Origin of the sequence: Rhodococcus sp. HNM0563, assembly GCF_012726195.1 — a bacterium.
Taxonomy (GTDB): domain Bacteria; phylum Actinomycetota; class Actinomycetes; order Mycobacteriales; family Mycobacteriaceae; genus Rhodococcus.
Genome location: NZ_JAASAF010000004.1, coordinates 275,322 through 296,811 on the forward strand (window position 1 = coordinate 275,322; position 21,490 = coordinate 296,811).

At 65.1% G+C, this 21,490-nt stretch carries 22 protein-coding genes; 12 read left to right on the forward strand and 10 right to left on the reverse strand.

Annotated features, from left to right (window positions below):
- The first annotated feature begins 9 nt into the window (after nucleotides 1–9).
- The 5 genes from HCA61_RS11135 to HCA61_RS11155 are packed head-to-tail and all read left to right on the forward strand — an operon-like array spanning nucleotide 10 to nucleotide 4,378.
- Complete coding sequence (locus HCA61_RS11135; protein WP_169688245.1) at nucleotides 10–369, forward strand: nuclear transport factor 2 family protein; 360 nt, start codon at nucleotides 10–12, stop codon at nucleotides 367–369.
- Nucleotides 366–1,178 carry an SDR family oxidoreductase gene (locus HCA61_RS11140; RefSeq protein ID WP_240959133.1) on the forward strand — a complete coding sequence of 271 codons (813 nt, stop codon included), beginning with the start codon at nucleotides 366–368 and terminating at the stop codon, nucleotides 1,176–1,178. Before HCA61_RS11135 ends, HCA61_RS11140 begins: the two co-directional genes overlap by 4 nt.
- Before the next feature lie 23 nt (nucleotides 1,179–1,201).
- Complete coding sequence (locus tag HCA61_RS11145) at nucleotides 1,202–2,347, forward strand: sulfotransferase (RefSeq protein ID WP_169688246.1); 1,146 nt, start codon at nucleotides 1,202–1,204, stop codon at nucleotides 2,345–2,347.
- 37 nt (nucleotides 2,348–2,384) lie between these two features.
- Entirely contained in the window at nucleotides 2,385–3,446 is a 1,062-nt protein-coding gene (locus tag HCA61_RS11150) for a DUF1214 domain-containing protein (RefSeq protein WP_169688247.1), read from the forward strand.
- 29 nt (nucleotides 3,447–3,475) lie between these two features.
- A complete protein-coding gene (locus tag HCA61_RS11155) occupies nucleotides 3,476–4,378 on the forward strand; it encodes a TIGR03619 family F420-dependent LLM class oxidoreductase (RefSeq protein ID WP_169688248.1) in 903 nt (300 codons plus the stop codon).
- 32 nt (nucleotides 4,379–4,410) lie between these two features.
- On the opposite strand, the gene HCA61_RS11160 is transcribed toward HCA61_RS11155, so the two are convergent.
- From HCA61_RS11160 to HCA61_RS11170, 3 genes are read right to left on the reverse strand one after another with little or no spacing between them, the layout of a single operon-like run.
- Nucleotides 4,411–5,406 carry a M56 family metallopeptidase gene (locus HCA61_RS11160; protein ID WP_169688249.1) on the reverse strand — a complete coding sequence of 332 codons (996 nt, stop codon included), beginning with the start codon at nucleotides 5,404–5,406 and terminating at the stop codon, nucleotides 4,411–4,413.
- Nucleotides 5,403–5,753 carry a BlaI/MecI/CopY family transcriptional regulator gene (locus HCA61_RS11165; protein WP_240959134.1) on the reverse strand — a complete coding sequence of 117 codons (351 nt, stop codon included), beginning with the start codon at nucleotides 5,751–5,753 and terminating at the stop codon, nucleotides 5,403–5,405. Before HCA61_RS11165 ends, HCA61_RS11160 begins: the two co-directional genes overlap by 4 nt.
- Before the next feature lie 32 nt (nucleotides 5,754–5,785).
- Nucleotides 5,786–6,349 carry a hypothetical protein gene (locus tag HCA61_RS11170; protein WP_169688250.1) on the reverse strand — a complete coding sequence of 188 codons (564 nt, stop codon included), beginning with the start codon at nucleotides 6,347–6,349 and terminating at the stop codon, nucleotides 5,786–5,788.
- A gap of 209 nt (nucleotides 6,350–6,558) precedes the next feature.
- On the opposite strand from HCA61_RS11170, the gene HCA61_RS11175 reads away from it, so the two are divergent.
- Together HCA61_RS11175 and HCA61_RS11180 are read left to right on the forward strand one after the other, a co-directional pair.
- Complete coding sequence (locus tag HCA61_RS11175; protein ID WP_169688251.1) at nucleotides 6,559–7,224, forward strand: thioredoxin domain-containing protein; 666 nt, start codon at nucleotides 6,559–6,561, stop codon at nucleotides 7,222–7,224.
- Nucleotides 7,224–8,120 carry a cytochrome c biogenesis CcdA family protein gene (locus HCA61_RS11180; RefSeq protein WP_169688252.1) on the forward strand — a complete coding sequence of 299 codons (897 nt, stop codon included), beginning with the start codon at nucleotides 7,224–7,226 and terminating at the stop codon, nucleotides 8,118–8,120. The genes HCA61_RS11175 and HCA61_RS11180 overlap by 1 nt, the downstream gene beginning before the upstream one ends.
- Before the next feature lie 47 nt (nucleotides 8,121–8,167).
- On the opposite strand, the gene HCA61_RS11185 is transcribed toward HCA61_RS11180, so the two are convergent.
- Complete coding sequence (locus HCA61_RS11185; protein WP_169688253.1) at nucleotides 8,168–8,758, reverse strand: ABATE domain-containing protein; 591 nt, start codon at nucleotides 8,756–8,758, stop codon at nucleotides 8,168–8,170.
- 95 nt (nucleotides 8,759–8,853) lie between these two features.
- Here HCA61_RS11185 and HCA61_RS11190 point away from each other — a divergent pair, with 95 nt between their 5' ends.
- On the forward strand, nucleotides 8,854–9,918 hold the full coding sequence (locus tag HCA61_RS11190) for an LLM class flavin-dependent oxidoreductase (RefSeq protein WP_169688254.1): 1,065 nt from the start codon (nucleotides 8,854–8,856) through the stop codon (nucleotides 9,916–9,918).
- Nucleotides 9,919–9,954: 36 nt separating this feature from the next.
- On the opposite strand, the gene HCA61_RS11195 is transcribed toward HCA61_RS11190, so the two are convergent.
- Together HCA61_RS11195 and HCA61_RS11200 are read right to left on the reverse strand one after the other, a co-directional pair.
- Entirely contained in the window at nucleotides 9,955–10,446 is a 492-nt protein-coding gene (locus HCA61_RS11195; RefSeq protein ID WP_169688255.1) for an FBP domain-containing protein, read from the reverse strand.
- Nucleotides 10,447–10,487: 41 nt separating this feature from the next.
- On the reverse strand, nucleotides 10,488–10,961 hold the full coding sequence (locus HCA61_RS11200; protein ID WP_240959135.1) for a MarR family transcriptional regulator: 474 nt from the start codon (nucleotides 10,959–10,961) through the stop codon (nucleotides 10,488–10,490).
- Nucleotides 10,962–11,047: 86 nt separating this feature from the next.
- On the opposite strand from HCA61_RS11200, the gene HCA61_RS11205 reads away from it, so the two are divergent.
- Entirely contained in the window at nucleotides 11,048–12,886 is a 1,839-nt protein-coding gene (locus HCA61_RS11205; protein ID WP_169688257.1) for an ABC transporter ATP-binding protein, read from the forward strand.
- 18 nt (nucleotides 12,887–12,904) lie between these two features.
- Here HCA61_RS11205 and HCA61_RS11210 read toward each other — a convergent pair whose 3' ends face one another.
- The gene (locus HCA61_RS11210) at nucleotides 12,905–13,675 is read right to left on the reverse strand and encodes an SDR family oxidoreductase (protein WP_169688258.1); all 771 of its coding nucleotides are present in this window, start codon (nucleotides 13,673–13,675) and stop codon (nucleotides 12,905–12,907) included.
- On the reverse strand, nucleotides 13,672–14,814 hold the full coding sequence (locus tag HCA61_RS11215) for an isochorismate synthase (protein ID WP_169688259.1): 1,143 nt from the start codon (nucleotides 14,812–14,814) through the stop codon (nucleotides 13,672–13,674). The genes HCA61_RS11210 and HCA61_RS11215 overlap by 4 nt, the downstream gene beginning before the upstream one ends.
- Before the next feature lie 249 nt (nucleotides 14,815–15,063).
- Here HCA61_RS11215 and HCA61_RS11220 point away from each other — a divergent pair, with 249 nt between their 5' ends.
- Nucleotides 15,064–16,101 carry an ABC transporter substrate-binding protein gene (locus HCA61_RS11220; RefSeq protein ID WP_169688260.1) on the forward strand — a complete coding sequence of 346 codons (1,038 nt, stop codon included), beginning with the start codon at nucleotides 15,064–15,066 and terminating at the stop codon, nucleotides 16,099–16,101.
- Nucleotides 16,102–16,196: 95 nt separating this feature from the next.
- Here HCA61_RS11220 and HCA61_RS11225 read toward each other — a convergent pair whose 3' ends face one another.
- Nucleotides 16,197–16,607, reverse strand: coding sequence for a hypothetical protein (locus HCA61_RS11225; RefSeq protein ID WP_346777546.1), 411 nt, complete (start codon nucleotides 16,605–16,607; stop codon nucleotides 16,197–16,199).
- A gap of 183 nt (nucleotides 16,608–16,790) precedes the next feature.
- Nucleotides 16,791–18,236 (reverse strand): MDR family MFS transporter, encoded by a 1,446-nt coding sequence (locus tag HCA61_RS11230; RefSeq protein ID WP_169688261.1) that lies wholly within the window; start codon nucleotides 18,234–18,236, stop codon nucleotides 16,791–16,793.
- 131 nt (nucleotides 18,237–18,367) lie between these two features.
- Between HCA61_RS11230 and HCA61_RS11235 the strand changes: the two genes are divergently transcribed.
- Nucleotides 18,368–19,252 (forward strand): phosphoribosylaminoimidazolesuccinocarboxamide synthase, encoded by an 885-nt coding sequence (locus tag HCA61_RS11235; protein WP_169688262.1) that lies wholly within the window; start codon nucleotides 18,368–18,370, stop codon nucleotides 19,250–19,252.
- Between the two features lie 5 nt (nucleotides 19,253–19,257).
- Nucleotides 19,258–21,384: a S9 family peptidase gene (locus HCA61_RS11240; RefSeq protein WP_169688263.1), complete on the forward strand. Its 2,127-nt coding sequence runs from the start codon at nucleotides 19,258–19,260 to the stop codon at nucleotides 21,382–21,384.
- The last annotated feature ends 106 nt before the right edge of the window (nucleotides 21,385–21,490 follow it).

The following is a 21,490-nucleotide window of genomic DNA, read 5'->3' on the forward strand; positions in this document are numbered from 1 at the left end:
GAATGTTTCTTGCCCACAAGGGACGAAATCTGTTCGGCACTCGAGTCGTACGTCAAGCACCTGGGAAACCACGATGTGGACCAACTGGTGGCGCTATTCGCAGATGATGCGGTGCAACATGAGCCGCTCGGCGTGCGGACGCACCGCGGCGTCGATGAGATCCGCCAGTTCGGTATCGCCAATGCCAAGGTGGACTTCACGGTGAGCCGCCACTCACCGATCGTCGTCACCGGCCGGTATGCCGCGATGCAGGTACGGGTGGAGCGCGAGGGGATGCCGGCGTTCCTCGCCAGCGACCTCTTCGAGTTCGACGACGACTGCCGAATCGTTTCACTCAGCGTCGTGATCGACCCGCAGGCCCAGGTATGACGGCGGCCGAGCGAGCCGCGACCGCGATGCCGATAATGCTCGAGGGTAAGGTCCTCGTCGTTTCCGGTGTGGGGACGGGGCTCGGACGCTCGGTGGCCGTCCGCGGCGCGCTCGCGGGAGCCCGCGTCGTCCTGGCCGCCCGGACCGAATCGAGGCTGACGGAGGTCGCCGAGGAGATCCGGGATATGGGCGGTACCGCGGTGTCCGTGCCGACAGACCTCACCGACGACGCGTCCGTCACCAATCTCGCCGAGTCGGCACTCGCGGAGTTCGGAGTCGTCGACGCGGTAGTGCACAACGCGTTCGTGCAGCCGCCCCATGAGCGTCTGCTCGACACCGAGTTCGAGTCGGTCCGGCGGGGCATGGACATCAACCTGCTCGCGGCACTCAACCTGACCCGGAAATTGGCGCCCGCCCTCGAGAAGTCCCAGGGCTCGGTCGTGATGATCAACTCGATGGTGCTGCGCAACCAGCTGCCGAACTTCGGGGCCTACCGCGTGATGAAGGCCGGGCTGCTAGCCCTCGCCCGAAGCCTCTCGGTGGAGCTCGGTCCTATGGGTGTTCGGGTGAATTCGGTCGCGCCAGGATATATCTGGGCCGAACGCGTCCAGCGCATGGTCGAGAAGCAGGCGGGGGAGCGTGGCGTAGACCCGTCGGTGGTCTACGACGAGATCGCGGCCGGCACCGATCTGCGCCGGCTACCCGAACCCGATGACATCGCGAACGCTGTGCTGTTCTTCGCATCCGATCTTGCTCGCGCGATCACCGGGCAGTGCCTGGACGTCAATTGCGGTCACGCGCACCACTGATTCACTCTCACAAGGACACAAGAATGACACAGGACTACGCCGGCATCGGTTCCATCGAGGACTTGCATCACGCCGCACGCGAGGCCGCCGGATACGACGACTTCGGCAGCGACGACTACCTCGAAGGGCTGCGGGTATTGCTCGAATCGTTCGAGCACGAAGCCGACCTCACTCCCCACGGTAAGGTGATCGCGCGCAAGATGATCATCGCCGCGCTCGCGGGGCGCCTGTCCAGCGAGGCTGGATTTGCGAAATACCCTGAGCACGTAAATGTTCCGGTCGAACGCCCGATCTTCGTAGTCGGGTTGACGCGGACCGGCAGCACCGCGTTGCACCGGCTGCTCGGTGCTGACCCGGCGCATCAGGGTGCCGAGATGTGGCTCGCCGAGACCCCTCAGCCGCGTCCGCCTCGCGACAAGTGGTCGGAGAACGAGGATTACCTGCGCTCCGACGCCTTCTACCGGGCTCGCCAACGCAACGAGGCGGACCTGATGAAGGTTCATTTCATGGGGTCTGAAGAGGTCGAGGAATGCTGGCGTCTGCTTCAGCAGACGATGCTTTCGACCGCATTCGAGACCGTCGCATACGTACCGAGCTACACCAAGTGGCTCGCGGAGCAGGACTGGACCGAAACGTATGCGCGGCACAAGAAGAACCTGCAGTTGATCGGGCTGCACGACGCGGACCGGCGGTGGGTACTCAAGAGCCCGAGCCATGTCTTCGCGATCGATGAGATCATGTCCGTGTACCCCGATGCGCTGTTCGTTCGCACCTTCCGGGACCCGCTGACGTCGATGGCGTCCACATTCAGCCTTGCAGAGCAGGGCGGCCACGACATGTCGAAGGCCTTCGACCGGCCGGCCATCGGGCGCACCCAACTGGACCTGTGGGCGCGCGGAAACGCGAACTTCAACAGTGCCCGTACCCGTTACAACCCCGATCAGTTCATCGACGTCGACTACAAGGAGTTCATCTCCGACGCGGTCGGCACCGTCGAGAAGATCTATTCGCAATTCGCCATGCCCTTCACGGACGTGGCTCGATCTGCGGTGGAGGCATCGCACCAGGCGAGCCTCGCCAGCCATCGCCGTCCGTCGCACCGCTATTCGCTCGAGGAGTTCGGCGTGAGCGCAGCCGACGTCGAGGCGAAGTTTGCCCCCACGGCATGAACGTATTCGACACATCGATCAGAATAGGAATAGTCGTATGAACCCCACTTGGGAGAAGTTCTGCACAGATCTGCTCGACGTCGGGAAGATCCTCGAGGACGACATCGTTCCACAGGATTCACTGACTCAGGCGGAGGGCGTCCGCTATCTGAGCCGGTTGCTCCGATACGCCACCATCAACTGCGTCGAATACACCGATCCGCGGTGGCCGCAATTCACGTCGGCCCCGAACCCGAACATGATGACGAAGATCGGCGCCGACAATCCCGACAACCTGTACATGCGGGCGAACATCTCCGGTAGGTACACCTACCGGATCACCGGCACACGGGGGACCGTGCCGCTCGTGACGTTCGGGTCGCGGGTCAACCGCTACCACATCGACGGTTCCATGCTGCAGACCGGCGACCTGCACGGTCATGACCTCGACGTCGACGAACACGGCCGATTCACGTTCATCGCGAGCGTCGACGAGCCCGCGGAAGGGTCGTGGCTGCCGCTGGCCCCGGACAGCAACCTCATCTCCATCCGGCAGACCTACCGAGACCGGCGCAGCGAGGTTCCCGCCGAACTGTCCATCGAATGTCTGAACCCCGACGGTGAATTCGTGCCGTTGAGTTCCGTGGAGATGGCCGACCGCCTCGGGAAGGCGATCGGGATGGTCCGGGGCTCCGCGAACACATTCCTCGAGTGGTCGCGCAAATTCCAGCCGCAGCCCAACGAGATCTTCGACCGCGGCCAGGAGCAGTTCCAGAACGCCGGCGGCGACCCCACGATCTTCTATCTGCACGGGTACTGGAAGCTCGCCGCCGATGAGGCCTGGGTGATCGAGACCGAGGTGCCGAACTGCGAGTACTTCAACTTCGTGCTGCAGAATTTCTGGGTCGAGTCGCTCGACTACAACCGGACCAACATCTACATCAACAATCACACCGCGAAACTGAATGACGACGGCACGCTGACCATCGTCGTCGCCGCAAAGGATCCCGGCTACGGAAACTGGATCGATACCGACTCGCACGCCGAGGGCACATGGGCAATGCGCTGGATCAAGGCCGATTCTCATCCGATCCCGACATCGCGTGTGGTCAAGCTGTGAGCTTGGTGTCCACGAAGAGATCAGGGCCCATGAAATGGGCACTGCCCGCGGCGATGATCGAAGCGGGCGACCTGCCGGAGTTCGCCCGCGTCGCCGACGAATGCGGCTACGACGCGATTGCCTTGCCCGACTCGGTGTTCTACCCCGAGACGGTCTCGGCCGATTATCCGTATTCACCCGATGGTAAGAGGATGTGGGCTCCCGAGACACCGATGCCGGATCCCTTCATCGCGATGACCGCGATGGCTGCCGTCACGCAGCGAGTGCGATTCTACACAAATGTACTGAAGCTGCCGCTGCGCGATCCGTTGCTCACCGCCAAACAGGTGGCGACGATGGCGGTGATGTCGGGGAACCGCATCGCCGTCGGGATCGGATTATCGTGGATACCAGAGGAATTCGAGTTCACCGGCACCGAGATGCGCACTCGTGGTGCTCGCACCGACGAAGCCATCGCGATCGTGAAGGCGGTGTGTTCCGGCGAAGGTCCACAGTGGGTCGAATTCCATGGCAAGCATTACGAATTCGAACGGCTGATGATCAGCCCTGCACCCGACCGGCCTGTTCCGATCTACGGTGGAGGGCACAGTGAGGCAGCTCTGCGGCGTGCGGCGCGACTGGGCGACGGCTGGATCTCGGTCAACACCGATGTCGCGCAGCTGACGTCGGCGATCGGGCGGCTGTCGGAGCTGCGTTCCGAATTCGGCCGCGCGGATGTTCCGTTCGAGATCGATGTATCGCCCACCGATGTCTCCGACGTCGACGGGTACCGTCGTTTGGCCGGCATCGGGGTCACCCGGGTGCGAGTGGCGCCGTGGCGCATGTACGGCGTCGACCCGTCCGATCCGCAGGCCCGGCTCGACGCCATTCGCCGGTTCGCGGACGACGTGATCTTCCCTCACGCTTCGGCTGCGATCAGTTCGCTCTCGTAGGTGCCGGTGCAGTCGTCGGCGCCATGACGGGGCTATGTGGACAGGCCGCAGCCCGCAAGGGCCACACGGAGGTACGGCCCGTGTACGGCAGCCGCGACGATCGCGAACAGAGCCAGTTGGATGCCCAACACCGACATCGGGACCACGGCAGAACGAATGGGGGCCGGCGCCACGATGTGCCCGATCCGGTCGGGACCCGTCGCATGCAGCACCGTACCGGCGATCGGGTATCCCGACGGGTCGCTCAGATCACTGTCCGGGGCACCGAGCTCGAGTAGCGCACTCGCGAGCGCGGGTGTCCCGGCGTGACTGCGTGCCGCGTTGTCCGCAGCAATCTCCAGATAGTGCGGCACGGCATCGACAATCGCTGATATCAACGGCACCCGCCGCAACGGCCAGGCCACGGTGTCGAGGACGGTCAGGACAAGGTGATGGCGTTGTCGCAGATGAGCGTGCTCGTGCGCGAGAACTGCCGCGAGCTCGTCGGGCTCGAGCGCTTCGCACAGTGCGTCGGAGACGACGATGCCGCCCGAGCGCGGCGGCAGGGAAAACGCGAGCCGGCGCTGATCGTGAAGCAACAGCACGCGATATCCGTCTATATATGTGCTGCGAGCCCGATCGGACACAGAGTGGGCGGCAGAGCGGGTGGCGCGGACGCGGCGCATCCACCGAGGTACGCCTACACCGATGAGCGTGAGCAGCGCCAGCGCCGGAAGAAACAGGAGCAGCAGCACGGGAAACGCTGTGTCCACCGTGGCCGCGGCGAACGGGTTCGCGGCATCGAGACACTGCTGACAGACATCGGCCAGAGGTGTGGGCAGAAGGCTCGGCCCGGTGACCAGCCAGGCTGTCATCAGGCTGAGCGATGCCACTGCCGGCAACCACAGCAGCAGACCGCCGGTCAGAAGGAGGATCGCCGTGCGCGGAATACGCATCAGCAGCGGCGCAGCGGCACGGATGAGACCCGGCCCACCCAGCGAGGCGGCGATCAGGACGAGGGCGACCAGCGCCGGCCCGATCGCGTTCATCGGTGATCTCCGCGCTGCGCAAGGTAGTCGCGCAGCCGTTGCGCGTCGTCCGGATCGATCGCGTCGAGGAAGTGCACGATCGATGCGACGCGGTCGTTGCTCGTCGACAGTGCCTGCTCCATGAGCTGGGCTGCGTGCACCTCGCGCGTGTGGCACGGCGTGTAGAACGCGGACCGACCCTGCTTCTCCGAGCGGACGAGGCGTTTGCGCTCGAGGTTGGTCATGACCGTGGCGATCGTGGTGTACGCCAAGTTGTCTCCCAGACGGATGATCACCTGCCGGATCGTGGACGGCCCCTGGTCCCACAGCACATCCATGACCTGCTGTTCGAGCGCGCCCAGTCGCATCGGTTCAGTGGATCGCCCTCGGTCGCCGGACATCATGACGTCGCCACTTTCTCTGTAGTGGGGATGGGACATGCGACCTGACCTCGTAAGCGCCAGAGCACCGCGAGAGCGGACAGTACCAGCGCGGTGATCGCCAGCACCGGCTGGAGAGGCGCGAACCAGGTCAGCGCCCCGGTGTATCCGAGGGCGAGAAGCGCGATCTTGTTGCAGACGGGGCAGCCCACCGCGAACCAGGCCAGGACTCCGGCGGCGCCGCCGAGCCGGCCGCTGGATCGGTCCGAACCCTTGTTGCCGGTCGCATGCTCCGGCGCGTGCTCGTCGGGGGCGCTCCCGACGGGGTGCACGTAGGTGGCGATGAGGATCCCGGCCAGGATCGACGTGACGAGCCAGGCCGGGTAGTTCCATGGCACTGGTGGAATTTCGCGTGTGAAAACGGGATTCGGGATCAGGACGGTGGCCACACCGACGACTGCGCCGACAGATGTGGCCGCCACGGCTGCTGTGATCATCTGCCTGGGACCCCATGTGCGCAGAGCGCGGACGGCGAGATCGAGCGACAACTTCTGCCGGTTCGTCCAACAGGTGAGGCGACTCATGGTTCTACTATGCCCGATAGTTGACTATCTTGCATAGTCGACTACCTTGCATAGTAGGTCCGGGTTTCGGTCTCGTCTCTGCCACACGGCACGTAGAACGCCCTTGTCTCGGTTCCGCCTCAGAGCGCTCACGCCTCGTCCCTCGATCGGTTAGGAGCAAGACGATCTCCGAGCAGACCACTTCCACTCGTCCACTTCCCTGGAAGCTCATGGGCATCGGTGCGATCGTTGTTGCGCTGTTGGCCATCGGTGTCGCAATCGGCTCGCAGACGAACAACGGTGATTCGGCCACGACCTCGAACTCGGCCGACGAGTCGAGTCGACTGTCCGACCTCGCCCGCCGTGACGCGGCCGATGCCTTCGCGATCGGCGACGTCGACGCTCCAGTCGTGATCATCGAATACGCGGATTTCACGTGCCCGTACTGCGGAGTCTTCGCGGTCGAGACGTTCCCGACCCTGTTCGAGAAGTACATCGAACCCGGTCACGTCCGCTTCGAGTGGAGAGACACTCCCATTCTCACCGACCACTCCGAGAGCACTGCGATCGCGGGACGTGCAGCGGCGGAGCAGAACCTGTTTTGGGAGTTCAACCACGAGATATTCGTGCATACGGTTGCCGGGTCGAAGGACTACAACCGTGACACGCTGATCGGCCTCGCCGGCCGAGTGGACGGACTCGACGTCGCCGAGTTCACCACGGCGCTCGACGATCCCGCGCTCGCGGACGCGGTCCGACGAGAAGGAGCTGAGTCCCGGTCCCTCGGCGTGACCGCGACACCGACGTTCATCGTCGGCGACGAAGTCCTGCAGGGAGCGCAACCCGTGTACATGTTCGAGCAGATCCTCGATTCGCAGCTTGCAGAGGACAATTGATGGACATCGGATACCTCGGCGCGTTTCTCGGTGGTGTGCTCAGCTTGTTGTCGCCGTGCTCGGTGATGCTGTTGCCGGCATTCTTCGCCTATGCGTTCTCGCATCCGGCCACCCTTGTCGCACGCACCGGTGTGTTCTATCTGGGCTTGATCACGACACTCGTCCCGCTGGGCGTGTTCGCCGGTACCGCCGGGGCATTCCTCAACGACAACCGCGGGCTGCTGCTCACGGCCGTTGCCGCTGTGGTGATCGTCTTCGGTCTCGTGCAGCTGGCAGGAATTCCGATCCCGGGGTTGTCTCGCAGTGGGCAGGCCGGGGACGCCGGACGTGCATGGACCGTCTTCATTCTGGGCACCGGGTACGGAGTTGCCGGAGTGTGCACCGGCCCGATCCTCGGTTCGGTTCTGATGGTTGCCGCTGTGGGGGCGAATCCCGTCTACGGGGGCATTCTGCTCGCGATCTATGCGGCCGGTATGGCGTTGCCGTTGCTGCTGCTGGCACTTGTCTGGAAACGATGGTCGGGCAAACTGCGTGTACTTCTGACTCCGCGTGAACTCACCGTCGGGCGCTGGAGCAACAGTTGGCACGCGATCATCGCCGGGACGTTGTCCATTGTGCTCGGTGGGTTGCTGCTCGTCGTTGCCCGTGATCCCGAGGCGGGAGGTCTGCTGCCCATCGCCGTCCAGTACCGGATCGAGACGGGGGCTGCCGATTTCGGGAGGAGCGTGTCGAACATCGTCGTTGTCGCTGTGTCTGCGGTCGTCGCGGTGATCGGTACGGCAGTGTGGTCGTTTCGGCACACCGGGAGAAGTGCATCCGGTTCCCCCGACTCGCACGCTGCGCGTGCCTCCGACTCCGATGGCTCCGTGAGTTTTCCGGGGACGCCGCGACGATGAGCGACCACAGCTGGGCAATTCCGCCGCGGAATCTCGGTCGCTGCAGTTCACTCCACGGTGATTCGGTCCTGCTTGCGGGCGTAGGCCCGTGCGGCACGGACGCGGTCGCCGCACCGAGTGGAGCACCAATGCCTCCGAGCATGGGTGCGCAGCATGAAGCGGTCACACGGTGATGCTTCGCACTGGGAGATCAGGGCTGCCCGCTCACCGGTGAGTAGCGCGGCAGCATCCTCGGCAACCTGGGCCATCGCATGCTCGACGAGTTGCGTCACCGGATGCTCCGGGACACGGTGGAAACCGTGGTTGGAGTCGTACCGCAACAACGGGGCGCTGGGCACTTTCGTCAGTGCCCGATTGACGCCGTCCACGGCACTTTCCGGGGGAGTGTGGCCCCGGACGTGCGCGGCGAAGACCGAACGCAGATCATCCCGCAGACCGGTGAGTTGATTCTGACAGTACGTCAGTAGGGCGGTCCCTTCGGGAGCAAGTCCGTGGGCGACCAGCCACGCGGTGGCGTCTTCGGGAGAACCCAGTTCGTCCGTCCCGCGTCCCCCGGGGAGGCTCACCGTGCTGTTGGCCAACGCGAGACTGACATGGTCGTCGGTTCCCGGCGCCGGCGGGAGTGGGCTCCTTGTCACGCTTATCACGGTATCACTCGAATTTTTCCGTGACTTCACTGGTAGCATCGAATCACGCCAACATAATCACTTAACCGTGAGAATCGAGACGATGCATGATCCCGCTTCCCCCCTCCGGCACCGCCCCGTTCGCCCTGTCCGTCCTCGACAACGCGCACACCGCCGTCGGTCGGACAGCCCAGGAATCCTTCTCGGAAATCATCACGCTGGCCCAGCTTGCAGAACGCCGCGGATATCAACGGTTCTGGATGTCCGAGCACCATGCGATGCCCGCTGCAGCGACCTCATCGCCCCAGATGATGTTGTCCCGGTTGACCGGCGAGACCCAACGCATCCGTCTCGGTGCAGGGGGGATCATGCTCCCCAACCACCCGCCCTTGGTGATAGCCGAGCAGTTCGGCATGCTCGAGGCGCTTGCTCCCGGCCGCATCGACCTGGGGCTGGGGCGAGCACCCGGCACAGACGCACCGACCGCTGCGGCACTGCGCCGCGGCCGAAGCGCGAACGACGAATTCCCCCAACAAGTTCTGGAACTACTCGGTTTCCTGGGCGACGATTTCCCGCAGGATCACCCGTATCGGAACGTGCACGCCGTGCCCGGACCGTGGCAAGCCGAGCAGAATCGGGTATCGCGCCCGACGAGTCCACAGGTCTGGATTCTGGGTTCCTCACCGTATTCGGCTCAATTGGCGGGCCGGCTCGGACGGCCGTATGCCTTCGCGCTGCAGTTCGGCGATGCCGACATCGTCTCCGCCATGCGCTTGTACCGGGAAAGCTTCCGTCCATCCGAAATGCTGGATGAACCCCACAGTCTCGTCAGCGTCGGGGTGGTTGCGCACGACGATCCCGAGGAAGCCCGCCGTCAGTCGGCATCCGCAGCCATGGCGATGCTCAGAATGCTCCAGCGCAAGACCTACTCGTTGCTCCCGCCCGAGGAAGTCGAGGCCTACCCCGCCACGCCGCAGGAGCAACACATCCTCGACGCATACACGCAGCGCTTCGTTCACGGCACCGGCGCCGAGGTCGCCAACGTTCTCGAACACCTGCACGCGCAGACGAGCGTCGACGAAGTGATGCTCGTCGTCATGGGCTATTCACGCCGGGTACAGGCGCGCACGGTGGAGTTGATCGCCGACCACTACGAACTGCCGGAGCTCTGACAGACAATGGGGGCCGCGTCACACGCTTCGGGCTCGTCAGGAGGAGCCGACGCGGGCGATGAACGCGTCCAGGTTGGACCGGACGCGTTCGATCCGGTCGTCGACGGCAGTGTCGTCGCGGTAGAGGCGGCCCCCGCTCGGGGTCTTCTTGCGGCGAGCGTAGAGCGAGCAGTCGAGGTCGGCGCACATGTAGGTGCCGATCGTGTTGCCCCGGCGCCCGGCGTCGCCGGTCTTGCGTGCCGCCATGAGGTGTACGCCCCCGTTGGGGTGGGTGGTCTGGCAGATCGAACACATCTGCGCGGGGCGACGGCCACCGGACTCGTGTCGCAGTGCAACACCGACCAGGCGGTCGCCCTGCTCGGTCACCACGTAGCAGCGACCGGGATACGACGGATCGGTCCAGCCGAGAAAATCGAGGTCCTCCCAGGGCAGACCGGCGAGGTCGGCGGGGACGGACAGGCGCTTCGCGTCACCTTTCGAGCAATTGATGAACGACGACCTGATATCGCGTTCGGTGACCGGCAGCATGATCTGCCTCCTCGTAGAGCCGGGTATGACGTGCGACGAGATTACGGGCCGTCGTTCGCCGAGGCAACGGAATTTTCTGCCCTCGCGGTGTGGTTGTGGTCGTCGGTGAGTTTGTGGAGCAGGCGCGCGAGTTCCGCGCGTTCGGCCGACTCTAGGCGGTCGAATACTTCTGCCGCGTCGGCGTCGCGCGCGGTGTCCAGTTCTGTCAGCATGCGTCGTCCGTCGTCGGTGAGTTGCACGCATACGGCGCGGCGGTCGGCGGGGTCGGGGAGGCGTTCGGTGAGACCGCGGGATTCGAGCCGGTCGACGACCTCGGTGACCGAGCGCGGAACGATGCGCAACGACTTCGCGACGACACCCAGACGTACCGGTTCGTCGGCGCTTCCGATCACTCGCAGCGCTCGATGTTCGTGAGGAGACAGCTCCCAGGGACGGAGTATCTCGTGCCAGCGTTTCCGCAGCGTACGGGTGGTTGCCATCAGCAGGTCGCGGAGTACGGCGGGGGAATCCGACATGATGTTCACCATACCTCAGTTGACGCCTGCCTCTTAATGAGGCAACCTCACTAAGTACGAACGAATCATGAATCGAGGTGGTGTGCATGATGCAGCCCCCACCAGGTCCCGGGCCCAGCGGCGGCAGAGGCCGCGGCGGCAAGGTCGACCCCAAGGACATCGAACAGCTGAAGGAATCACCCGTCAGCCTCCGGCGCATCGGCGCCCTGTTCGCCCCCTACCGCTGGCAGATCACCGTCGTCGTCGCGCTCATCGTCGCCTCGTCGGTCATCTCACTTGCGAACCCATTCCTCGTCCGCGCCGTCATCGACGACGCGATCCCGCATCAGAACGTGCCCCTGCTGCTGTGGACGGTGGGTGGCATGCTCGCCGTCACCGTGGTCAGCTCACTGCTCGGTGTCGCTCAGACGTGGATTTCCACGACCGTCGGGCAGCGGATCATGCACGATCTGCGAACTCGCGTGTTCTCACACCTGCAACGACAGTCGCTGAGTTTCTTCACCCGCACCCGCGGTGGTGAGATCCAGTCGAGGCTGACCAACGACATCGGGGGAATGCAATCGGTGGTGACCTCCACTGCGACGTCCATCGCCTCCAACGTCACCACCGTGGTCGGTACCGCAGTCGCGATGACGATCCTCAGCTGGCGACTGGCGCTGCTGTCGCTGATCGTGCTGCCGCCGGCCATCTGGCTCACCCGCCGCGTCGCGAGGATGCGTCGCGTGATCACCGCGCGTCAGCAACGCCGGCTGGCCGACATGCAGACCCAGATCGAAGAAGGACTGTCCGTCAGCGGCGTACTCCTGGTCAAGACGCTCGGCACCGGGCCCGCGCTGTCCGGGAAGTTCGCGCGCACCTCCGACGATCTCGCCGACCTCGAGCTGCACGCGCAGCTGTCCGGCCGGTGGCGCATGGCCACTATGAACATCGTCTTCTCCGCGATTCCCGCGGTGCTCTATCTCGTCGCCGGACTGCCCGCTACGTCCGGCGGCATGACGATCGGCACCCTCGTTGCTTTCACCGGTCTGCAATCGACCCTGTTCCGGCCACTGATGAGCCTGCTCGACGTCGGAATCACCGTCACCAGCTCGCTTGCGTTGTTCAGCAGGATATTCGAATACCTGGATCTCACCGTCGAGATCGATGACCCGGAGGAACCGGTCCACGTCGATCGCGAACGGGTCGCGGGTGCAGTGCGATTCGAGGGCGTCGACTTCCGGTACGACGGCGCACACCGTCTTGCCCTGGACGACGTCACCCTCGATGTACCGGCAGGTACGCAGGTTGCCCTCGTCGGCGAGACCGGTTCGGGCAAAACGACTCTCGGCGGACTCGTCGCGCGTCTGTACGACCCAGCGGCGGGCCGCGTCACGATCGATGGAGTCGACCTACGCGACATGGCGCTCGCCGATGTCGCCGCGCTGGTCGGTGTGGTCTCGCAGGAGACGTATCTTCTCCATGCGACGGTGCGTGAGAACCTGCGCTACGCGAAGTCCGATGCGACAGACGCAGAGATCGAGGATGCCGCTCGCGCCGCACGCATCCACGACTTGATCGTGTCCCTGCCCGACGGCTACGACACGGTCGTCGGGGCCCGCGGCCACCGGTTCTCGGGAGGCGAGAAGCAGCGCCTCGCCATTGCCCGAACGTTGCTCCGTGATCCGCGGATTCTCGTGCTCGACGAAGCCACCAGCGCGCTCGACAACGAAACCGAGCGTCTGGTGCAACAGGCGATCGACACCGCGCGACACGGGCGCACCACCATCACCATCGCGCACCGGCTCTCGACGGTTCGCGACGCTGACGAGATCGTCGTCCTGGACCACGGCAGGATCGCCGAACAGGGATCTCACGACGAGCTTGTCGCGCTGGGCGGTCGGTATGCTGCGCTGGAGGCCCGCGTCGAGCTACCCGTCGCAGTGTGAGTCGCGCGTCGGGACGGATCACGCTCTGAGTGTGGCACCACCGTCGACGTACAGGGTCTGCATGGTGATGTGCCGGGCACGCGGTGAGAGCAGGAACTCTATCGACTCGGCGATATCCACCGGTTCTGCGATGCGCCCCAGCGGGATACCGACTTTGAACTGCGCGAGATCACCCGCGATGGCGCCCTGCGCTCCGGTGTCGTCGTCCGGGTCGGCCCACAGCGTGCGTTGCATCGCCGTGTCGGTGGAACCGGGCGCGACGACATTGGCACGAATCCCGTACTGCGCGAGCTCGAGTCCGAGAACTCGCACGAGCATCGTCGCGGCTGCCTTCGAGGATCCGTACGCTCCCATGCCCATGCGGGGCACGCCCGCGGAGTTCGACCCGACCACGACGATCGATCCGGACTTGCGGTCGCGCATAGCCCGTCCGACGGCGCGCAGCACGGAGAGGAGCCCGGTGACATTGATGTCGTGGATGCGTTGCCATTCGTCCGGGTCGCAGTCGAGGACCGAGGCAACGGAGAACACGCCTGCGACGTGGGCGAGGCCCTCGATCGGGCCGTGGGTGCCCTCGATGTGGGCAATCACAGTGTCCACGGCGTCGCGGTCGCGGATATCGAGTTGATACGAGGGAACAGGATCGTCCAGCATCGCTGCTGTCTCGCGCACTCCGTCGAGATCGCGATCGGCGAGGGCGACGCGATGCCCCGAGGCCGCGAGCGTCAGGGCGGTCGCCCGCCCGATACCCTGGGCCGCGCCGACGACGAGTGTTACCGGCCGGGTCATCGACGAACCCCGAAGGCATCGAGCACTGTTCCGAATTTCACTGTGGTCTCGGCCAATTCGTCGGACGGGTCGGAGTCGGCGACGATGCCTCCGCCTGCGTGGGCGGTCAGTGTCGTGCGGTCGGGGTGGAGGACGGCGCACCGGATGGTGACCATCCACTCGCCGTCGCCGTTCTCGTCGCACCAGCCGAGTGCGCCGGCGTAGAATCCCCGGTCGCCTTCGAGTTCGTGGATGATCTTGTGTGCCAGGCCGGTCGGGGTGCCGCAGATCGCGGGCGTCGGATGAACAGCGAGCGCCAGGTCGAGTCCGGTGACGGAACGGTCGCGCAGCCGACCGGACACGGGCGTGCCGAGATGCCACAACTGCCGAGTATTCGTGAGGGACGGGCTATCCGGAATGTCGAGCTCCGAGCACAGTGGCTCGAGTGAAGCCCGCAACGAATCGATGACGTGGGCGTGCTCGCGCAGATTCTTCGGGGAAGCACGAAGTGCCTCTGCGGTGGCGCGGTCGACGTCGGGGTCCGAACTGCGGGGTGCAGAGCCGGCGAGTGGGTGGGCGGTGACGAGGTCGCCCCGGCGCCGGACGAGTACCTCGGGGCTCGCACCCACCAGGTGACGTCCGGACCACTGCGCACCGGCCGCGCTGAGGTCGACGGCGAAGCCGTTGCCGACGGTGTCGCGGGAAACCAGAGCGGCGAGAAGCGTTTCGGGAGCGATGCGGCTCTCGGATTCGAGGGTGAGAGCGCGGGCGAGAACGACTTTCTCCAGCGCGTTGTCGTCGGTGCGGAGCAATCCCAGCGCCGTGGTCACGCGGTCGACGTGTTCATCTTCGTCGGGGGTGACGCCGGTGATCCGAATCGCAGGCAGCGCAGGAGTTTCCGTCGTGTAGGGGGTGGAGATGTGGTCGAGGACCTCGGGGGCGGTCAGCGCTGCGGGGTGGTCGGGGGCGAAGGGCAGGGCGCCGACGACTGTGCGGATTCGTCCGGCGCGCAGTGCGGATGCGGCGTCGAGGGCGGAGTCGAAGCGGTCGCGAACACCGTGGGCGAGCACGGTGCCGTGGGGGCGGGACAGCACGAACGGGGGTGGTGCGGTCCGTGCTGCCCGGTCGGTTGCGGTAGCGGCGGCGACCGGTGCCTGCATGCTCACACCTTTCGGTTGAGGATGGTCGGACGCGGCGGCTGCGCGCGACCGGTGACGAAGATATACGGTTAGCCTTACCTTTGCTAGCGCTTCGGGCCGTGTCGTGCGGCAGTCCGGATCCGAGGCGGCGGCAATTTCGGTAGAAACGGGATGAACCGGGCGCTTGGCCTGGGTCGGTAATGTCGGTTAGCCTAACCAATTGTGACCGGGGCAACGTGCCGCGGCGTAGTGACATGTGGGAGACACACGATGCGGGTTCTGGAACGGAGTCGGGGGCGCACCGCCGTAGTGCTCGGCGCGGCGGCCTTGCTGGCTGTCGGACTGGTCGGATGCTCGAGCGACGGTGACAGCGACACTGCCGATGGAGGTGCCGGCACCTCGGCATCCTCGGAGACGCGGACATTCGAGGCGCAGAACGGTTCCATCGAGATCCCGGCCGATCCGCAGCGCATCGTCGCCTGCGGCTACGCGGTGCTCCCTCTGATCCAGGCGAACGCCAACCTTGCCGCGGTGTGCGAGTGGACACGTGAGACCGAGAACATGGACGAGGAAACCCTCGCCGCATACGAGGAACTGCCGAAGGTCGCTCCCGACATGTCGGTCGCCGACCTGAACTACGAGGCTGTCACCATGGCCGACCCCGACCTCATCATCATGGGTGTTCCGGCGATGGTCCAAGAGCAGCTCGACATGGCGGCACTGGAAACGCTTGCGCCGGTGGTGTTCCTCGGCCCCAGCATTCCGGGTGAATGGCGTGAGCTCGGCGAACAGTTCGCCGATGCGGCGAACGTGAGCGACTCGTACGGCGAGTTCAAGGACGAGTACGACGCGCGCGCTGCGGAACTCGCGGAGAAATACGCCGGTACTCTCGGCAACCTGAAGTTCGCGGGGGTGTGCAGTGAATGTGGCACGAACCCCGGTGAGTACATGCGCGAATACAAGTCGTCCTACACCACGAATCTGCTCGACGACCTCGGCTTCGACTTCCCCGGCACGCCGGCCGACCCCGCAATCACTCACGGCGAGTACCTCTCGTTCGAGCAGCTGCCGGAGAACCTCGGTGACGCGGACGTGATCGTCTACGGCATCGAAGCGGACGGATCGGTTACACCGGCCTTGCAGGAACTGTTCGACTCACCGCTGTGGAAGGAGCTGCCCGCAGTGAAGGCGGGTAACCTCGTCGCCGTCGAGCACGCCAACGCGGCGACCTACCAAACCGCTCTCCTCGCACTCGATTCCATCGATGAGGAACTCGAGAAGCTGCCCGCCAACCAGTCGCAGCAGTAGTACTTCATCGCGGCTGCGACCCCGCGGCAACGCACGCCTGAACGGCCCCCTGATCCGGGGGCCGTTCAGGCGTGCACGAACGAGCCGGTCATGTCTCAGGGGCGCAGAGCGTTCTTCGTCGTGCGTGCCCACGACTCGATCGCAGAGTAGCTGTCGCCGACGCCCTGCGTGTAGGCAACGAGGGCCCCGTACAGGTGCGCTCCTTCAGTGGCCAGCTCGATAGTGCTGACCCAGTGGGAGGCACGCGCCATGACTGCGGCGGAGATGTCGAGACGATCGCGGGTCTCCCGCGATACCGAGGTGAACGAGTCGTCCGCGATCATGAACGTCTCCGTTACCCCGCGCCAGTAGTACTCCGCGTCCATCGCTGCGCGCAATGACTCGTAGTCCGTCGTCTCCTGCATCGCCGTCGCATGCTGGAGCTGGCTCGACGCGTGGCCGGACGAGCCGAGCGGGATGTACGTGATGTCGTCGATGGATCTGTTGTCGCCGCGTCTGGTCCTCACCGCAGAGATGGTGCCTGATTACGAGGCAGAACGGAACACGCGGTTCCAGATCGGTCCCGCACCCGGTCAGTGAGTGTGGGCATGTCCCCGGTGTTGCCGTACCCGGCCTCCGGCAGGCCACGCCGCCGATATCCGATCACCAGGGTGGACCTGCGGTCGAACCTCGTATCTTGTCGCGACCACTTACGCATGGCCAGTACGGTTTTCGTCTCGACCGATACGGTTAGGAATCGACGCTACGCAGACGGCGAGCACGAGCGCACACACCAGAACGGCTGTGAACACGGGAGAGACGGACGCGGCGAGCTGCTCGGAGTTCGGTGCGGAGCCCTCGGTCGCGCCGGAACGAGCCAGCGCAGCGTTCGCGAGAGCGCCGAACACCGCAACGCCCACAGCGCTGCCGATCGAACGGGCGAAGGCGTTTGCGCCGGTGACGACGCCGCGCTCACCCCACTTCACGCTGGACTGGGCGGCGATGAGCGATGGACTCGCGATCAGACCCATGCCCAGACCGATGACGACGCAGCAGCCCGCGACCTGCCACGGTGCCGAATCCGGACCCGTCTGTGTCAGGAGGGTGGTACCGGTAAGGAGCGGGACCGCACCGATGAGGCCTGTGGTGCGGAATCCGAGACGCAGGTACAGGCGTCCCGACTGCGCGGCCGCTATCGGCCAACCGAGCGTCATCGCGGCAAGTGTGAACCCGGCGACCAGAGCGGTGGTGCCCAGCGAACCCTGTACAAACGACGGCACGTACGACGTCAGGCCCAACACCACTGCGCCGACCAGGCACGACACCGCGCTGGTGGTGATCAGAACCCGGCGGGTCAGCACCCACACCGGCAAGATCGGCTCGGGCACCCGCGTCTCGATCACGACGAACGACACGAGCAGGACCGCACCGGCCGTGAAGATCGCAATGCTCGTCGTCGACACCCATGCCCACGACTGCCCGCCCTCGAGTAGCCCGAGGATCACCAGCGCCGCTCCGACGGCCAGCGTGGTGGCGCCTGCCCAGTCCACGGAGCGTCGCGGTCCATCGGGTTTCGACTCGTGGAAACTGCGCACGAGCACCCACGCCGCGACCGCACACAGCGGCACGTTCACCCAGAAGATCCACCGCCACGACATGAAATCGGAGAACACCCCACCGACCGTCGGGCCGACAATCGACGACATTCCCCACACGCTGGCCAGATAACCCTGGGCCTTTGCGCGCTCCGCCACCGTGTAGATGTCACCCGCGATGGTCTGCGCCATCGGTAGCACCGCGCCCGCCCCGATCCCCTGCAAGGCGCGGAAGGCGATCAGCGCAGGCATGCTCCACGCCACCGCGCACAGCACCGAACCTGCAGCGAACACACCGATACCGAACAACAGGACCGGTGTGCGCCCGAAGATATCGGACAGCTTCCCGTACACGGGTACGAGGACGGCCTGAGCGAGCAGATAACTCGAGAACAGCCACGGGAACTGGGTGAATCCGCCCAGGTCGTCGACGATCGTGGGTACCGCGGTTGCCAGGATCGTGCTTTCGAGTGCCACCAGCGCGGTGGCGAGCATCAGAGCGATCAGGATCGGTCCTCGCTCCGACCGGAAGCCGACGTCCACACGGTCCGACACGGCCATCACACCTTCCCTTGTTCTGCCGCGTCGTCGTCCGGGGGAGCGATCTTCGTGGCCTCTTCTCGAAATTGTGGTCGATGGGACATACGCCACGGCGTGCGGTACGAGTCGGTGTCGACCACTAGGGTGTCATCGTGCGTCCTTCACTCGAGTCCTACTCACACCTGGCAGGCGGCAAGGTCCGCGACCTCTACATCGTCGACGACGAGCACCTGCTGCTCGTAGCCAGCGACCGGATCTCGGCCTACGACCACATCCTGGAGACCTCGATCCCCGACAAGGGTCGGGTCCTCACCGCGATGAGCGTGTTCTTCTTCGACCTTCTCGACGCGAACAATCACCTCGCAGGCGAGCCCGACGACGAGCGGATTCCCGCCGAGGTTCTCGGACGCGCGCTGATCGTCAAGCGTCTCGAGATGGTGCCGGTGGAGTGCGTGGCCCGCGGATACCTCACCGGGTCCGGTCTCGCCGACTACAACGCCACCGGATCGGTATGCGGCGTCGAACTACCTGAGGGGCTGGTCGAGGCATCCAGGCTTCCCGAACCGATCTTCACGCCCGCGACGAAGGCCGATCTCGGCGATCACGACGAGAACGTCAGCTTCGAACAGGTTGCAGAGAAGATCGGACTGAACCTGGCGATGCAGCTGCGCCAGGACACCCTGGACATCTACGACCGCGCCTCGATCTATGCCTACGAGCGCGGCATCATGCTCGCCGACACCAAGTTCGAGTTCGGTCTCGACAAGGCAGGCAATCTCGTGCTGGCCGACGAGGTGCTCACCCCCGATTCGTCCCGGTACTGGGATCTGGCCGAGTACGAGGTGGGCAAAGTTCAGCCGAGCTTCGACAAGCAGATCGTCCGTAACTGGCTCACCAGTGACGAATCCGGATGGGATCGCGCATCGGATACGCCGCCGCCCGCACTGCCGCAGCACATCGTCGACAAGACCCGTGCGCGCTACATCGAGGCCTACGAACGCATTTCCGGACTGTCCTTCGACGATTGGATCGGCTGACCACGATGACCTCCCCGACCCCGCCCGTTGCCGCGAAGGTTCCGCAAGAGCGCACCCATCACGGTCACACGTTCGTCGACGACTACGAGTGGCTGCGCGACAAGGACAACCCCGAGGTGATCGCGTATCTCGAAGCCGAGAACGCGTACACCGCGGCGCAGACCGCGCATCTGGCACCGGTGCGGGAGTCGATCTTCGAGGAGATCAAGTCGCGGACACAGGAGACCGACATGTCGGTCCCCACCCGCATGGGTGAGTGGTGGTACTACGCCCGCACGGTCGAGGGGAAGCAGTACGGAATCCAGTGCCGGTGCCCCATCACCGACCCGGACGACTGGGCGCCGCCGGAGGTCGCAGCGGGCACCGAACTACCCGGCGAACAGGTGTTGCTCGACGGCAACGTGGAGTCCGAGGGGCACGACTTCTTCTCGGTCGGCGCGTTCTCGCTCAGCCATGACGGCACGCTGCTCGCGTACTCGACCGATGTGGTGGGCGACGAGCGGTACACGCTCAAATTCAAGGACCTCACCACCGGCGAACTCCTTTCCGACGAGATCCCCGGCACCGCACCCGGTGCCACGTGGGCACTCGACCACAGTCACATCTTCTATCAGACGGTCGACGAGTCCTGGCGCCCCGACACCGTGTGGCGGCATCGGCTCGGAACCGCCGTCGACGATGATGTGAAAGTCTTCCACGAGCCCGACGAGCGGTACTGGGTGTCGATCGGCGCCACGCGCAGCGAGAAGTACCTCATGATCTGGGTGGGATCGAAGATCACCACCGAGGGCTGGGTTCTCGAATCCGACAACCCCACGGGGGAGTTCCGGATACTGCTGCCGCGACGTGAAGGTGTCGAGTACGGCGCCGAGCATGCCGTCGTCGGAGGCCAGGATCGGTTCCTGGTGCTGCACAACGACGTCGACCCCCGCACCGGGGAGAAGGCGGAGAACTTCGCCCTCGCGGAAGCTCCCGTCGACGACCCGTCGGCGCTGCGCACGCTGATCGAGCACCGCAAGGACGTCCGGCTCGAAGATGTCGAGGCGTTCGAAGGCCACCTCGTGCTGAGCTACCGCCGCGAAGCGCTCACCCGGCTCGCGGTATGGCCGCTCACCGCCGACGGATACGGCGACCTCCACGAACTAGAATTCGACGAAGAACTGTTCGCCGTCGGTCCGGGCGGAAATCCCGAGTGGAAGCAGCCGTTGCTCCGACTCGGATTCACCTCGTTCATCACTCCGACCCGTGTCTACGAGTACGCCGTGGGCACAGGGGAGTTGTTGCTACGCAAGTCGCAGCCTGTGCTCGGCGACTTCGATCCGTCGCGCTACGAACAGCGACGTGAGTGGGCGACGGCCGACGACGGAACGAAGATCCCGATCTCGATCGTCGCGAAGAAGGGCACGCCCGCGAACGCTCCGGCCCTGCTGTACGGGTACGGCTCGTACGAGGCCAGCATCGACCCGGGGTTCTCGGTCGCACGACTGTCGTTGCTCGACCGCGGCATGGTGTTCGCAGTCGCGCACGTGCGTGGTGGTGGCGAGATGGGCCGGCATTGGTACGAGAACGGCAAGTCGCTCACCAAGAAGAACACCTTCACCGACTTCGTCGCGTGCGCGCGGCACCTCGTCGACACCGGCGTGACGAGCCCCGACCGGCTCGTCGCGGACGGCGGCAGCGCCGGGGGTCTGCTCATGGGCGCGGTCGCAAACATGGCACCGGAACTGTTCACGGGCATCCTCGCCAATGTGCCGTTCGTCGACCCCCTCACCTCGATCCTCGACCCGTCGCTGCCGCTGACGGTGATCGAGTGGGACGAGTGGGGCAATCCCCTCGAGAACCCGGAGGTGTACGAGTACATGCGCTCGTACAGCCCCTACGAGAACATCGAGGCGAAGGACTACCCGGCGATCCTCGCCATCACGAGCATCAACGACACCCGCGTGCTGTACGTCGAACCCGCCAAGTGGGTCGCGAAACTGCGCGCGACGAAGACGGGCGATGCACCCTTGCTGCTCAAGACCGAGATGAGCGCGGGCCACGGCGGTGTGTCGGGCCGGTACGAGAAGTGGCGCGAGGTGGCATTCGAGTTCGCATGGGTGCTCGATACCTCCGGGGCCCTTCACGAGTGACGGTTGTTCTCCAGCGGATCCGCAGGTGACGCGGTTTCGGTAGAACACCGACGAGGCGCACGATGCCCTCCGGATGTACGCCCGCAAAGGCGCATCCGGAGGGCAT

Coding starts and splice junctions, on each gene's coding strand:
- HCA61_RS11240 (WP_169688263.1), top strand. CDS start 19,258: ATGACCTCCCCGACCCCGCCCGTTGCCGCGAAGGTTCCGCAAGAGCGC.
- HCA61_RS11200 (WP_240959135.1), bottom strand. CDS start 10,961: ATGTCGGATTCCCCCGCCGTACTCCGCGACCTGCTGATGGCAACCACC.
- HCA61_RS11155 (WP_169688248.1), top strand. CDS start 3,476: ATGAAATGGGCACTGCCCGCGGCGATGATCGAAGCGGGCGACCTGCCG.
- HCA61_RS11165 (WP_240959134.1), bottom strand. CDS start 5,753: ATGCGACTGGGCGCGCTCGAACAGCAGGTCATGGATGTGCTGTGGGAC.
- HCA61_RS11195 (WP_169688255.1), bottom strand. CDS start 10,446: ATGCTGCCGGTCACCGAACGCGATATCAGGTCGTCGTTCATCAATTGC.
- HCA61_RS11180 (WP_169688252.1), top strand. CDS start 7,224: ATGGACATCGGATACCTCGGCGCGTTTCTCGGTGGTGTGCTCAGCTTG.
- HCA61_RS11150 (WP_169688247.1), top strand. CDS start 2,385: ATGAACCCCACTTGGGAGAAGTTCTGCACAGATCTGCTCGACGTCGGG.
- HCA61_RS11230 (WP_169688261.1), bottom strand. CDS start 18,236: ATGGCCGTGTCGGACCGTGTGGACGTCGGCTTCCGGTCGGAGCGAGGA.
- HCA61_RS11145 (WP_169688246.1), top strand. CDS start 1,202: ATGACACAGGACTACGCCGGCATCGGTTCCATCGAGGACTTGCATCAC.
- HCA61_RS11205 (WP_169688257.1), top strand. CDS start 11,048: ATGATGCAGCCCCCACCAGGTCCCGGGCCCAGCGGCGGCAGAGGCCGC.
- HCA61_RS11140 (WP_240959133.1), top strand. CDS start 366: ATGACGGCGGCCGAGCGAGCCGCGACCGCGATGCCGATAATGCTCGAG.
- HCA61_RS11175 (WP_169688251.1), top strand. CDS start 6,559: ATGGGCATCGGTGCGATCGTTGTTGCGCTGTTGGCCATCGGTGTCGCA.
- HCA61_RS11160 (WP_169688249.1), bottom strand. CDS start 5,406: ATGAACGCGATCGGGCCGGCGCTGGTCGCCCTCGTCCTGATCGCCGCC.
- HCA61_RS11220 (WP_169688260.1), top strand. CDS start 15,064: ATGCGGGTTCTGGAACGGAGTCGGGGGCGCACCGCCGTAGTGCTCGGC.
- HCA61_RS11215 (WP_169688259.1), bottom strand. CDS start 14,814: ATGCAGGCACCGGTCGCCGCCGCTACCGCAACCGACCGGGCAGCACGG.
- HCA61_RS11170 (WP_169688250.1), bottom strand. CDS start 6,349: ATGAGTCGCCTCACCTGTTGGACGAACCGGCAGAAGTTGTCGCTCGAT.
- HCA61_RS11190 (WP_169688254.1), top strand. CDS start 8,854: ATGATCCCGCTTCCCCCCTCCGGCACCGCCCCGTTCGCCCTGTCCGTC.
- HCA61_RS11210 (WP_169688258.1), bottom strand. CDS start 13,675: ATGACCCGGCCGGTAACACTCGTCGTCGGCGCGGCCCAGGGTATCGGG.